This is a genomic window from Chitinophaga sedimenti, assembly GCF_023156195.1.
Classification (GTDB): Bacteria; Bacteroidota; Bacteroidia; order Chitinophagales; family Chitinophagaceae; genus Chitinophaga; species Chitinophaga sedimenti.
In genome coordinates, this window is sequence record NZ_JAKUKA010000001.1 from 2,336,221 (window position 1) to 2,348,969 (window position 12,749).

General features: G+C 54.3%; 15 protein-coding genes and 1 pseudogene. All 16 read right to left on the reverse strand.

The window, feature by feature from the left end; translation table 11 throughout:
• Positions 1-15: 15 nt before the first annotated feature.
• The gene (locus tag MKQ70_RS13360; protein ID WP_248071854.1) at positions 16-975 is read right to left on the reverse strand and encodes a DUF4961 domain-containing protein; all 960 of its coding nucleotides are present in this window, start codon (positions 973-975) and stop codon (positions 16-18) included.
• Positions 976-995: 20 nt separating this feature from the next.
• A complete protein-coding gene (locus MKQ70_RS13365) occupies positions 996-1,436 on the reverse strand; it encodes a DUF5004 domain-containing protein (protein ID WP_248071856.1) in 441 nt (146 codons plus the stop codon).
• Between the two features lie 11 nt (positions 1,437-1,447).
• Positions 1,448-2,698: a RagB/SusD family nutrient uptake outer membrane protein gene (locus tag MKQ70_RS13370; protein ID WP_248071858.1), complete on the reverse strand. Its 1,251-nt coding sequence runs from the start codon at positions 2,696-2,698 to the stop codon at positions 1,448-1,450.
• A gap of 17 nt (positions 2,699-2,715) precedes the next feature.
• Complete coding sequence (locus MKQ70_RS13375; protein ID WP_248071860.1) at positions 2,716-3,117, reverse strand: hypothetical protein; 402 nt, start codon at positions 3,115-3,117, stop codon at positions 2,716-2,718.
• Positions 3,118-3,315: 198 nt separating this feature from the next.
• Positions 3,316-4,283 (reverse strand): annotated as a pseudogene (locus MKQ70_RS42205) (glycoside hydrolase family 92 protein).
• Between the two features lie 17 nt (positions 4,284-4,300).
• The gene (locus MKQ70_RS13385; protein ID WP_308199013.1) at positions 4,301-5,617 is read right to left on the reverse strand and encodes a GH92 family glycosyl hydrolase; all 1,317 of its coding nucleotides are present in this window, start codon (positions 5,615-5,617) and stop codon (positions 4,301-4,303) included.
• Positions 5,618-5,620: 3 nt separating this feature from the next.
• Positions 5,621-6,325: a hypothetical protein gene (locus MKQ70_RS13390; protein ID WP_504909737.1), complete on the reverse strand. Its 705-nt coding sequence runs from the start codon at positions 6,323-6,325 to the stop codon at positions 5,621-5,623.
• A 91-nt stretch (positions 6,326-6,416) separates the two neighbouring features.
• On the reverse strand, positions 6,417-6,989 hold the full coding sequence (locus MKQ70_RS13395; protein WP_248071864.1) for a GDSL-type esterase/lipase family protein: 573 nt from the start codon (positions 6,987-6,989) through the stop codon (positions 6,417-6,419).
• 10 nt (positions 6,990-6,999) lie between these two features.
• A complete protein-coding gene (locus tag MKQ70_RS13400; RefSeq protein ID WP_248071866.1) occupies positions 7,000-8,568 on the reverse strand; it encodes a glycoside hydrolase family 38 C-terminal domain-containing protein in 1,569 nt (522 codons plus the stop codon).
• A gap of 23 nt (positions 8,569-8,591) precedes the next feature.
• Positions 8,592-9,140 (reverse strand): hypothetical protein, encoded by a 549-nt coding sequence (locus MKQ70_RS13405; protein ID WP_248071868.1) that lies wholly within the window; start codon positions 9,138-9,140, stop codon positions 8,592-8,594.
• Complete coding sequence (locus MKQ70_RS13410; RefSeq protein ID WP_248071875.1) at positions 9,137-9,502, reverse strand: hypothetical protein; 366 nt, start codon at positions 9,500-9,502, stop codon at positions 9,137-9,139. Before MKQ70_RS13410 ends, MKQ70_RS13405 begins: the two co-directional genes overlap by 4 nt.
• Before the next feature lie 7 nt (positions 9,503-9,509).
• The gene (locus MKQ70_RS13415; protein WP_308199458.1) at positions 9,510-9,962 is read right to left on the reverse strand and encodes a RagB/SusD family nutrient uptake outer membrane protein; all 453 of its coding nucleotides are present in this window, start codon (positions 9,960-9,962) and stop codon (positions 9,510-9,512) included.
• Positions 9,854-10,657, reverse strand: a complete 804-nt coding sequence (locus MKQ70_RS13420; protein ID WP_248071882.1) for a RagB/SusD family nutrient uptake outer membrane protein — start codon at positions 10,655-10,657, stop codon at positions 9,854-9,856. Before MKQ70_RS13420 ends, MKQ70_RS13415 begins: the two co-directional genes overlap by 109 nt.
• Positions 10,636-11,010: a hypothetical protein gene (locus MKQ70_RS13425; protein ID WP_248071884.1), complete on the reverse strand. Its 375-nt coding sequence runs from the start codon at positions 11,008-11,010 to the stop codon at positions 10,636-10,638. Before MKQ70_RS13425 ends, MKQ70_RS13420 begins: the two co-directional genes overlap by 22 nt.
• Complete coding sequence (locus MKQ70_RS13430) at positions 11,007-12,581, reverse strand: SusC/RagA family TonB-linked outer membrane protein (protein ID WP_248071886.1); 1,575 nt, start codon at positions 12,579-12,581, stop codon at positions 11,007-11,009. The genes MKQ70_RS13425 and MKQ70_RS13430 overlap by 4 nt, the downstream gene beginning before the upstream one ends.
• Positions 12,565-12,747, reverse strand: coding sequence for a hypothetical protein (locus MKQ70_RS13435; protein WP_248071888.1), 183 nt, complete (start codon positions 12,745-12,747; stop codon positions 12,565-12,567). The genes MKQ70_RS13430 and MKQ70_RS13435 overlap by 17 nt, the downstream gene beginning before the upstream one ends.
• Positions 12,748-12,749 lie beyond the last annotated feature (2 nt).

Here is a 12,749-nt window from a genome sequence, read left to right on the forward strand (position 1 = left end):
TTTAAGAACAGGGAATTACTGGCATTTGAAAGTAAACACGAACGGACTGGCGGTATTGCCGTACCCTACACGGATGTTGCCGGTGGCGTCTGTAAAGAAGTACTCTATTTTAGTGAGCGTTTTACCATCCGGTACGTTAAAGAAAGCCCTGGGCCAGATGGTAAGCGCCGAGCGGTTGCCGGTATAAGGCCGCAACTGCGAAGCCGGCGTTTGTACGCAGGTTTCGAGCACCTGTCCGTCGGCAGTATACGCTTTGGCGCAGCAATAAATGTCCGCTACCGCATTCAGGGGTGTTTGCACCACCTGCGGATCAAAGCTGAGGGTAATCAGGTCATTATCGGTAGCCAGACCGGGCGTAACTGCACCGATCTGCGGGTTGCAGAAGTCGATTACGTCGCCTGTTCCGCCCACTTCAAAACAGCTTTTGAACTGGCACTTGTATACATTGTTGGTGCCGAATACATCACTGAGGCCTTCGCTGCTGGTGCCCAGGAAATAGCCTGTCTTAAAGCGGGTAGGATCGGCGCCTGCTTTGGTCACGATCTTCACATCTATATTTTGCTTTACGCCCTGGGCTACATTATAAGTTTGTTCGGTCCAGAACACCACCCACTCGAGTTCGTCGGGCCGGTAGTTGCCGCCCATGCCGAAACGGGCTTTCAGCGCAGCAGGCCAGGGCTGGCCTTTATCGCCGATTACCGAAGCCGGTACCGGCACCATTTTACCACTACCGAAAGAAGTGGTCGTGAATGTTACGGTAGAATTAGCCGTGGCTTCCCAGCCGCGCGGCGCGAGGAAACCGATAATGAGCCGCACATTAGAACGGCCGCCATCTGCCACATCGATGCGCGTGTGCATGGTGAAAGTAATATCTGTACCTGCCTGTGCGCCGGTGGGCTCGTCTACTCCCTCCAGGAATACACAACCGGCCAGCAGCGCCAAGAACAGGAATAAAGCGTAAGTATATTTTTTCATAACGTAATGCGGTTGTGCGGTTAGGGATTTACTTTTTCCAGCGTGTACACATAGGTGTTAGCGGTGCAACCGGGACTGAACGTGAACACCAGGTTACGTTTGCCATTCACCACCGGGTACGTAAAGCTGCTGCGTAAAGGCTGCGCCGATCCATTTTCACTGAAACGGATGTGGAACGGGTACTTTGGATCGTTCAGTTCGTAGGCGCCGTTTTTAGTCACCACGAAGGGCATGGGATGCTCTATCGTATATTGCTTATTAGCATCAAAGTGAAGCCGGAACTGTGAAAAGTCGGTATACGTAGTGATGTCGATACCATTGCGCACCGCTTTGGTTATACGCCAGGCGCCGGCAATGTCTTTCACCGGTTCCTCCACGAGCATGTCCTGCTGCGTGCAGCCGCAAAACAATAACGTAAGCAGGGCGCCCAGAATAACGGTTCTTGTTAAAGAGAAGATCATAACGTGCTGATTTACCAGGAAGGATTTTGTTTGAGTTCAGGAGATTTGGCAGTTTCGCTCTGCGGAATAGCCCATAAATACATGGCCGGGCGGAAGTTGTGTTTTCGTACAGGGAAAATCGTATACGTTACATTCGCTCCATTGCGGCGTACTTCCATACCGGTCATCTGTTTGTTTTCAGTTTCCGCTGCTATTTTCCAGCGGCGTACATCCCAGAAGCGGTGGCCTTCAAAGCCCAGTTCCACTCTTCTTTCCGCCTGGATGGCCGCCCTCATCTGCGTTTGCGTTAAGTTGGCAGGCAGCTCATACGGCATAAGACCAGCGCGCTTTCTCACCAACGCAACTGCATCATACACTTCCTTCACCGGCCCGTCGAATTCGTTGGCGGCTTCCGCATAATTGAGTAATACTTCGGCGTAGCGCATCAAAGGAAAACAACGATCGGAACCATGGATATTATTGGCAGAGATGTTATCGTCCAGCATTTTGCGGGTGTAGTAACCCGTAGGAGTACCGGCGCGAACAGCGTCCTGGCTTACACCGCGGCCATCCGGACCGAGGTAAATATTTACCGCCTGCTGCAGGCCATTATTCTGGATCAGCAACGACTGATCGCGGATTACCGAATGTGCCAGACGCGGATCGCGGTTGGTATAGGGCTGCGCAGCATTATATCCCGACGCCGGATCCGTGATGGGCAGGCCATTCGCCATGCCAAAAGCGTCTACAAATTCCTGGTAAGGAAAGGCTCCTACCGCGCCATTACGCGAAGGCGGTTGCCAGGCTTTTTCCAGTTCGATATTGCGGCCCTGCATGCGGGCTAAAATATATTCGCTGTTCACCCGCAGGGTAAACACCTTATAAAATCCATAACCGCGGGCGGTAGCGTTATCTTCATACAACGCATACGCCTGCGTGGTCATTACCGCCGCTGCTGCGTCCCTGGCCAGCTTCCAGCGGTCGGCCGAAAAATCGGTGTAGCCCGTAACCGGATTGCCGGGTTCGATATTACCACCGTTGAACTGCGGACTGGCCGCAAACAATAACACGCGGGCCTTAAGGGCCAACGCGGCGCCGCCGCTTGCCCGGCCATAATCTTCCCTCAAACGCGTAAACGGCAGCGTGGCCGCCACCGCATCACATTCGGAGGTGATATATTGTACGCACTCCGCGTACGTATTGCGGGTGCCGGGTATCTTATCTGTCAGTGAAAACACCGTATCGCCCACCAGCGGAATGCCGCCATAGTGTTTCAGCAACACCGCGTAATACCATGCCCTCAGAAACCTGGCCTCCCCGCCATTACCGTGCGTATATGATTGGGAATAGGTGACGTGGGAAGATGTTTCAGCAACAGGTTTACGCGGCGGATATTGGCATAGGAGGTATTCCATGCGTCCGCGCTGATAATGGCCGGATTGACCGTACCCGTTGCGAACTGCACGGAAGTGGTAATAAACGCCGCCTTCTGCGCCTCCGCCTCATCACAGGCTGCATCCAGGCCGCCATTCCCGAAACGGGTGGCACTTTCGGCAAAACCGATGTCATTGTAAATCTGGGTGAGGAAACCCACGGTGCGGGCACTGTCCGCAAACACCGTTTGTTCGTTCAGGTTGGTTGTTTCCGTTTCGTCCAGGAAACTTTTTTGCCGCAGGCCTGCATCAGCAGTACGCCAACGCACAGGTATACAGGTATAGCGAACGTGGTTCTGATTTTCATATCATTAACGTGGTGAATTGTTCCGCTTTGGTGATAAAATGTACTGTTCATGCAGGAAAGTAACAGCCGCCCTCATGCGGCTGGCACTTCTGCATATTTGATCTCTATGAAAAATGACACCTGTGAAAATGACTACCGCCACTCTCCTTGTAAATATTTATCACTTTCCCCATTGTTTGTTGGGAGTAGCCCCCATTTCCAGCTCCAGCGTGCCGCCGGCGGCGATGCTGGAATGGTCAATATAGCTGTGGGTATAAGGTTTGCCGTTCAGCCAGGCCCGCTGGATATACACGTTACGTGCACTGTTGTTCCGGGTCTTCACCGTGAACCGGGCGCCAGCGGCATAAGCCGTATCCAGTTGAAAGCGGATGCTGTTAAATACCGGGCTGGTAATTTCGTACCGGGTGCTGCCCGGGCACACCGGGTGCAGTCCGCTGGCCGCCAGTACATACCAGGCCGACATCTGCCCCACGTCTTCATTCCCCACTAACCCCTCCACCGCATTGCGGTAGGCGCGGGCACAAATTTCACGGGTGTAGCGCTGGGTCAGCCAGGGAGCCCCAGGCGGTTAAACAGGAAAGGCACGTGGTGCACCGGTTCATTGGCGTGGTTGTAATAATCATTCCACATCATATGCTCCGGCGTTTTATCAAAGAAAGTAGTAAGCTCCTGCAATACTTTCTGCTGCCCGCCCATCAGGGTGGTCATGCCCGGCACATCATGCGGCACAAACCAGCCCTGCTGATAAGGGCTGCTCTCAATTGTTCCGTACCCCTGCTTCATGCGGCCTTCTGCCGGCCAGGGAAGCCAGGCGCCGTCGTCGCCGCGCGGCCGGAACCAGCCTTTTTCCGCATCAAATACCTTACGGTAATTGGAACTGCGGGCCGTGTATCGTTTTGAGTCGTTTGTATGGCCGAGTGCTGTCGCCAGCTGCGCCATACACCAGTCGAAGTACGCATACTCAAGGGTTAATGACACACTGAGTCCGCCCGGTGTATACCCCTTATCGCCGTTCCCGAATTGCTCCACGGTGTTTTTAGCATAGGCATAAGCCCCGGGCACATCAAAACGGCGAATGCCTTTGGCGTAGGCGTCGGCGATCACCGACACGGCGGGATTACCGATCATGCAACCGCTGTAGGCATTCAGCAGTTCCCAGCGTTCCGGTACCGGCGGCCGCTTTCATCGGCCAGCGTCACGAGCGAATTAATCATGTCGTTCACCACACCCGGGTTAATAATCGTTTGTAAAGGCATCTGGCTGCGAAATACATCCCAGCCGCTAAAAATCGTGCGCTTATTGAAACCGGCCGCCTGGTGCACCTTTCCATCACCGCCAATATAACGGCCGTCCACGTCCGAGAACTGGCGCGGATCAATCATGGTATGATACAAGGCGGTATAGAATACCGTCTTTTCTTCTTCTAAACCGCCTTCAATGGTGGCTTTAGCCAATGCCGTGTTCCAGGAATGAAATGCCTGCGCCTTCACCCGGTCGAACGACCAGTCACTAATTTCCTTCTCCAGGTTGGCTTTCGCGCCGTCGATACTGACAAAGGAAATACCTGCTTTCAACATCACCACTTCGCCCTCCGTAGTAGCGAAGTCCGTATAAAAACCAAGATGTTTGCCTGCCTTTTCCTTTACACCGGGTGTTATGGCAGCAGCGGCTACGCGGGCCTGGTACCTTTCATGCTGCACCTCTTCGCGCTGCCGTTTCCAGTCGTCGGGAATATCGGCACTCCATACACCATGACTGGTAAACGGTTTGCTGAACTGCGCGTAGAAAAAAACCATGTAATCGGCCTTGCCATCGCCGTTGCCCCAGCCGCCACCATCGGGAGTACATTTCATATAACCGGCGATTGTATGATCGTCGATTACCTTCACTTCCTGCCAGGTGGACGTACCACCCACCCTGCGGGCGAGATCTACCTGTATGCGTGATTGCTGGTGAGCCGGGAACGTAAACCGCATGATGCCGCTATGCGGGGCGGCCGTCATTTCCGCCAGTATATTATTTTCTGTCAGCCTTACCCGGTAATAACCAGCACTGGCCTTTTCGGATGCCTTATCATAGGCGGAACGATAGCCGGTTTCCGGATGGTCTGCCTGCCCGGCACTGGTTTGCAGGCCCGCAGCCGGCATTACCAGGAAGTTGCCCAGGTCTCCATACCAACCGATACCACTCATTTGCGTAAAAGCAAAGCCTTCGATGCTGGTGTGTTCGTAACTGTAACCGGAACCGTTATCGCCGCCGGTAACGGTATTCGGGCTCAGTTGCACCATGCCGAACGGTGTGGCGGCGCCCGGAAATGTTTTACCGAGTCCGTGGTAAATACCGGCCGCACCTTCGCTGGTGCTGGCGCCGATAAACGGGTTTACATATGCCGCAGGCTCCTGCGCGGTGGCCGGTGCTTGTTGCAGGACCGCCGCCATGGTTATCAAGGGTAGATATTTCACGTGCTATATTTTTACGATCTCCAGTTTGTGTGTAACCGGTTTGTTCACTTTATAAATCAAATCAGTAATCGTATTGATTTCCTGCTGCCAGACATCCCGCAATTCCTTGTACATCGCCGTTTCATAATTTTCTTCATGATAGCGGAGCATACCATCTGTTTTGGCTGCCTGCCGTACACTGTCGAGCGCCGCTGCATTATCCTGCTGCCGCATTTGTTTCTTATCAAAGTAGTTGCCCTGTATCCAGAAGTAACGGCGTAAACGGGCTTCCACTTCCGCCCTGCGCAAATTGAGCTGCATCACCGACATGGCCTGGTTCCGCTGCGGTGTTTCCAGCAACGCCAGGTTGATCCCCTGTTGCCATGCAGCCGCCGGCCACACCCCTATCTGCCGCCCGTCGATCTTTAATGCGTAGTTGCCCTGCAAACCCGACACGCGTAATACCTCCCGATTAAACTCTTCGGTAAAAGGGATCCATTGCAATGCATCCGCCTGCCGCTGCGGGTTGCCCCAGATGCGCGCCACCGTATCTACCGGGAAGGGCAGTGATTGCGCGAGGTATTGTAAACGGATAGCGCCCGGGGTCACCTGTAATTGTTGCACGCTGCAATTTTCCTGGCTGCGCAGTTTTTTGCCCGCCGCATCAATATCTACTACAGCTACCGGTTTGCCGGAAAGCCCCTGTGCTTTCAGGAATTCCGCCGCCATCACCGGTGTCCCGCATTACCGGGATGCACACGATCGCTGCCGATCAATGTAAAGGCCGAATCCTTTTGTTGCAACCGGAGATTTAAAGCAGTCATGGGCCGGAACAGGTCCACAAACTCCCGGCATTCCGTTGGGCCGCGGCCTGTTGAAACTTCGCTACTTCTTCAATCGCCGCCTGTTTACCCTTAAACACCGCTCCACCGATCTTCGCCGTTTCATCATATGGCGGCGACGACATCAGTATTTTCCGCAGGGAGGGTAATTGCAGCAGCCGCGATTCTATCTGTTTATAACTCTTTTCGGAAGCGGCGATGCGCTGCCTGGCCTTTTCGGCGGCATTGTCTTCGTTAAACTCAAAATACCCCGTATCGTTCATGCCAAAAGTGAGCACCATGACGCTGGGCTTTTTAGCAAGAATATCATATTCAAGACGGCGGTAAATATCCGCGGACCTGTCGCCGCCAACACCGCCGTTCATGATCACGAGCCGGCGGCCGGGAAAATGGGTCATGTAATAGAGATATACATAAGACACATAAGCGCCGGCCTCTGTAATACTGTTACCAACGAAAACAACGCGGTCATTTTGCTGGAAAGGCTTTACCTGCGCCTGCGTATGCAGGGCGGCAGCGCAAAGTCCCAAGGAATAGATCCATTTTTTCATGTCGTGGTATTTAAGAGTTTACCTGTACGTTTTTAAGCCGCAACGTGCGTACGCCAAATGGCGGCGCGGAGAAGCGGATATTTGTCATTCCTTTTCGCCGAATACATTTCAGTGCCTGCTGCCGTTGCCCGTCGAGCTCCTCGATCATAGCGGCCTGCACCGCGCCATTCCATTGCAAGGTTTGCTCACGATGCCCACCCGCGGCGTTGTATAACCGGATCAGTACATCCGTACCATCCATCATCATGGCGGTTACCTGCCAGCCCTGGCGCTGTAATAAGAAGAAACTATGCGCAGCCGGCGCACTGGCCCTCACTACTTTCAACGGTTCACTCCAGCGCGCTTCTTCCCTGCTGATACCTGCCTGCTGCCAGTTGCCGGCATGCGGCAGGATGGCGTACTGCATCACAGTAGGCCCATCTACCCCGTATTGCATGCCCCACAAAGCGCGGCCTGCATACTGCAGCGTAAGCCCCGGCGGATAATTTTCGCCATGCACGTAACTGCTTGTATGGTCGCTGAAGATGGTCATGCCGGCGTTATTACCGGCATCGGTTATATCTATCCAATGCAGGATGATGTTATTCCTGATGCTGTCCCAGCGGGAGAAAAATGTGTTCGACAGGCGGCTTTCCGTTACATCGAACGGCGCATCTTTCGTGATACGCTGTCCCTTGAGCTGCACCGGGAACAACAGTTGCAGTTTACAGCTATCGTTGTAAAAAGCCTTTCGCGGATCTTCCACTACATATCCTGTTTGCTGTGAGTAAGCGCCAAGCGAGGGTTGCCCCTGCCAGTCGATCCGCACCTGCATATCTATACGCCGTTCACCGTTGGCTAAGGTGATTTGTTGTGTAAATGGATGGCCTGCGAACGTTCCTTTAATCTCCACACAGCTGCGGTTACTACCCTGCGACGTAATTGTTACCACAGCCGCGGTATCCATGCTGGAACGCCAGGCGGCGGCATCGTAATCGTATCCGCGCAACTCATTAAAGCCGCGTGTATCCGCTGTGTCTACCAATTGCCGCCCGCCCTGTTGCAGCAGCTTCAGGCTGGTGATCACACCACCGCGTGCAGGATCTATTTCCAGTTCGTATAAGTCTGTACGAAACTGGTGGCGGCCATTCACCAATACCCGGTGCTGATGATCCGCCGATGCAGGGGCATTACCCACTTGGAGCCGGTAAGTACTGAAGCCCATGGCGGGTGTTTGCGCAAGCCACCAGAGGGTACTATCGCCCTGCCGCGAAAGCAGTGCAGGGGTGCCATCAGCATCCGTGATACGCAACTGCGGGCTGACCGGGAACGGCACACGCACCCATTCTCTACGAGGCGCCGCGGTAGTATTCACCACCCGCAAATAAGGCTGCGCGGAGCGTGTATCATCGAACAAACTGTCCGACACCTCATTCGCAACGCCCGTCCACGCCCGCACCTGGTCTGCCCAGGTAGCGCGCTTCCGCACGCGGTTGTACGGCACGATCCAGCTGTCGTGATGCTGGGCGAGCAACAGGTTGCTCCAGGCCACCTCCAACGCCTGTTGCGGCCATGGGGTTCCATCTAACAGGTATCGCATGGTGGCGTATTTCTCAGCAGCTACTAAATTATTTTCCGCCTGCCGTACCTGTTGTGCAATGCGCTGCAATACCGGGCACCCCACACCAGGCTCACCTGGATATCTTCCTGCGAAAGCGGCCATACCGTAGCTTTCGCGGGATCGGCGATGCGGCCGATGTAATCGCGCCAGGTAACGTACCGGGCCTTGTCCTGCAACCAGGGACCATTACGCCAGCCGGCATCCTGCAGGCACATGCCCACCGGGTTGGTAATACCAGCCGCCAATGCGGAATTGATGTAAGCCGCATTGTTACTCCAGCCCGTTGTTTGCCAGGTAGAACGTGGTTCCAGTGCTTCAGAGGCGTAACGCGGCACGGTGAGTATACGGGTACCGTCGGGGCCCTGCCATTGCACGAGTTCACCGCCAAAGGGACGCGTATATCCGCCCCAGCAGGTATTAGGATTTTTAAGCGAAGCATATTTGAACCCGAAGGAGCGCAGCAGTTGCGGCAGCGCGCTGGTAAAGCAGGGCTCTTCCGAAGCATAAGTATCGAACACGATCTCCGGGAAATGCGTCCGCAATTTCTTCATCCCATAATGCAGCTGCCGGATGATGCTCTCCCCGGATATATTAAAAGATAAGCCTGCCCGTATGCCGGGTTTACATATTCGATGCGGCCGCTGGCCGACTGGTCGGCAAACAGGCGTTTAAACGTTTCGTAGGCCGCCGGTTCGCGCAGGCGCACCGTGTCCCAGGTCTCGGGCTCAATCTCCAACCCTATTTTCCACGCGGGATGACGCTGCAGCTGATCCACGATGAACTGCGTGTAACCGGCAGGGTAATGACCGTAAATACCACCATGGTACCCATCCACAAAGTAATGTTGCTGGGCAAACGATGCCCTTACCGGCAGTATGAGTATTACTGCCAGCCATACAAATCGAAATCTCATATCGTTGTTATAATGCCAGGTCCGGGTTCTTCAGAACTTCTGCTAATGGCAATGGAAACTGAAAATCTGCTTCTTCAAATGCACGGAGGTGATTGGGCGCTTTATAACCCGGCAAACTGACCAGTGTGCCGGTAGTTACATCCAATGCCTGCCGGGTGCGCAACATATCGTACCAGGTCTGGAACTCGAAACAAAGTTCCCAGAAACGCTCTTTCAATACCTGTTCCGCAGTAATGGCCACTGGTTGCGTTGCTGTTGCGAATGCGCGCTTACGCACACGATAGTACGCATCAACCGCTGCCGCATCTGTGGTACTGCCACCGTCGGCCCGCGCCCGGGCTTCCGCACAAATCAACAGCACATCGGCATACCGCAACAGCGGGAAGTTAGCGCCTGAACGGCCCGATACTTCCGCCGCATCATCCCAGAACTTGTAGATGTAAGGCGCAGGAAAAACGATCGTATCGTTGGGCTGCCCGTACCGGGCGTAACGCGTATAAAAAAGGCACGTTCCTGTTTACGCGCATCGGCGCGATCATAACTGTCGTAAAATGCCTGCATTGGCGCCATCGCCCCACCATAGCCGGGCTGAATGGATACCGGCAACACCGGGTACGGCAGATACGCGCCGTGAATATTACTCGGTGCGGCCGTTGTATGCCGCTGCAACATCAGGATATGCTCTCCGCTGTTACGATTCGCGGGATTACGTAACCCTGCATAATCTTCAAACAGTGTAAAAGAGCCGTTGCCGATTACTTCCAGCGACTTTTCGTAAGCCAGCTGGTAATAGGGTGTCCCCTTCTGCAAAGGATAACCTGCCATGGTGATATAGACTTTTGCCAGTAGGGCTTTCACCGCACCCATATTCACCCGCCCCGAAATATCAGTCCATGGCAATCCGCTCTGCTCCGCCAGCAGCAGGTCTTTCACGATCTGCTCATACACGGCTGCTTTGGGCGAGCGTTTTATCCTTACATTATTAAAATCCTTTGTCGGCAACAGTTTCAACGGCACATCACCAAACAAACGCACCGCCTGAAAGTAATACCAGGCACGCAGAAAATGTACTTCACCGAGGTAGCGCTTTTTAGTCACTTCATCCACCACCATCGTAGCACCTACATTTTCGATCACACTGTTGCAATTCTCCACCGGGTAATACGTGGCATTCCACCAGTTTTGCAACCGTGAATTAGCAGGATCCGGTGTTGCAGTTTCAGGAACTGGTCGTCTTCCGCACCCGAGGGCCTTGGCCGCCTGCTATAGCCGGTCATATACTCCAGCGCGTACACCGGACTAACGGCCACGCCTATATTCACTTCAAACGGTCTCGCCAGCCCGTCATAAGTGCCGTTCACCGCCGCCTGCACCTGTTCCGGCGTTTTATAGAAGTTACCCGGGTCCAGTGCCCCGGCAGGGGCTTCCTCCAGGAACTTGCTGCACGACATGGTCGTGAGCAGCAGCAACAGGCTTATCCAATACCGTATCTCTTTCACGTTGATCAAAAGGCGATGTTTAAGGTCAGCGATAAGGTTTTTGCTTTTGGATATTGATAGAGGTCCACGCCCTGGTTAAAGTCGCCGTCGAACGACGAGGCCTCCGGGTCGTATCCCCTGTATTTTGTCAACAATAAAAAGTTTTCAGCGCTCAGCGTAATAGTAGCCAGCTGGAAGCGGTTGCGCTTCAGGAACGTTTCCGGCAGCCGGTAGCCCAATGCCACATTCCGCAGCCGCAGGAACGTGCCTTTCTCTACGTTATAACTATCTATCTCACTGTCGAACCCGTCGGCCGGCAGTCGCAGCGCCGGCTGCATGGTTTGCTGATGCGCGGGCGTCCAGGCATTGCTCACCGGGCGATAAGTGTTGGTCACCGGTGCGGCCGATTCCATGATCAGGCGGGTGAGGTTGGCAAGACTATGCCCATAAATCACCTGCACATCTACCCCGAGTGAAAAACCTTTATAAGTAAAACGCTGCGCCAGTGCCGCTTCAAACTTCGGCATGCCGTTGCCCAACACGGTACGGTCGTTGGCATCTTTTGCATTGTTCTTATTCAGATCGGCATACTTTACATCGCCGGGCTGTTTGCCATACACCGCCGCCTGCGCGGCTTCATGCGTGCCCCAGGTACCCAGCCGCAGGTAACCGTAAAACTCATTCAGTGGCCTGCCGGCCATAATCCGTCCGCCCCATGGGTACATAATATCGCCGTTAAGCGACAGCACCTGCGAACGGTTCATCGAATAAATCAAGGACGCGTTCCAGGAAAAATCGCGGTGGCGGACTACCCCGCCGGTGAGCGATAACTCCACGCCCCTGTTGCGGATAGCGCCAATGTTATCATAGGCGCCTTCATAACCGGTGGTCGCGGGTAGCAACTTATAATACAGCAGGTCTTTGGTCACCCGGTTATATACATCGCCCGTGAACTGTATGCGCCCTTCGAGTAATGAAGCATCAATGCCCACATTCAGCTGGTGCGCCTTTTCCCATTTCAGGTTTTTATTCCCGATAGCGGCCAGTGTTACCGATGGCGCGAGCTGACCGTTAAACACCACCTGGCTGCTGTTCAGGCGGTCGCGCGTTACATAATCCGCGATATCCGCATTACCCACGATGCCATAACTGCCGCGCAACTTAAGATCGTTGATCAGTTGCACGTCTGGGAAAAACGGCTCGCCGGAAATACGCCATGCACCGGAAAAACTTGGAAAATATCCATACACGTTCCGCGCACCAAAACGCGATGCCCCATCCATCCGGAACGAAAACCCGGCGAGGTAGCGATTGTCATAATTATAGTGGAAGCGCGTATAATAAGCGTTCATCGTACTGCGCCCGGAACCCGACACGGGCCGTTGCGGCACCAGTCCGGATTGCAGGCTGTTATACGCGAAGAAGTCATCAAAGAACCCTTCTGCGCCTGCCGTAGTTTGCTGGCTGGCAAAGTAATACCAGCTGGCGCCTGCGACGGCGGTCAACTTGTGCCGGCCGAAGTCACCGTTCCAGGTGAGATAATCTTCGGACGTCCACGAAGCGGAATTACCGTGCCCCTGGTGGCTACCCCTGTTGCACATCCGAGTACCCGCGGATGTCGCGCCCGGCATAATACAGGCTGTAACTGGCGCCCGTTTGTCCGCTGACAGCAGCGGTGAGCTGCAAGCGCGGGCTCAGCCGCATCGTTGCCTGCAGGTTGCCCATGGTGTAAGTACGGCCTGCGATCGACTGTACCTCGTTCATCAACC

Coding starts and splice junctions, on each gene's coding strand:
- MKQ70_RS13360 (WP_248071854.1), bottom strand. CDS start 975: ATGAAAAAATATACTTACGCTTTATTCCTGTTCTTGGCGCTGCTGGCC.
- MKQ70_RS13365 (WP_248071856.1), bottom strand. CDS start 1,436: ATGATCTTCTCTTTAACAAGAACCGTTATTCTGGGCGCCCTGCTTACG.
- MKQ70_RS13390 (WP_504909737.1), bottom strand. CDS start 6,325: ATGGCGGCGGAATTCCTGAAAGCACAGGGGCTTTCCGGCAAACCGGTA.
- MKQ70_RS13395 (WP_248071864.1), bottom strand. CDS start 6,989: ATGAAAAAATGGATCTATTCCTTGGGACTTTGCGCTGCCGCCCTGCAT.
- MKQ70_RS13400 (WP_248071866.1), bottom strand. CDS start 8,568: ATGCGATACCTGTTAGATGGAACCCCATGGCCGCAACAGGCGTTGGAG.
- MKQ70_RS13405 (WP_248071868.1), bottom strand. CDS start 9,140: ATGAAGAAATTGCGGACGCATTTCCCGGAGATCGTGTTCGATACTTAT.
- MKQ70_RS13410 (WP_248071875.1), bottom strand. CDS start 9,502: ATGAGATTTCGATTTGTATGGCTGGCAGTAATACTCATACTGCCGGTA.
- MKQ70_RS13430 (WP_248071886.1), bottom strand. CDS start 12,581: ATGTGCAACAGGGGTAGCCACCAGGGGCACGGTAATTCCGCTTCGTGG.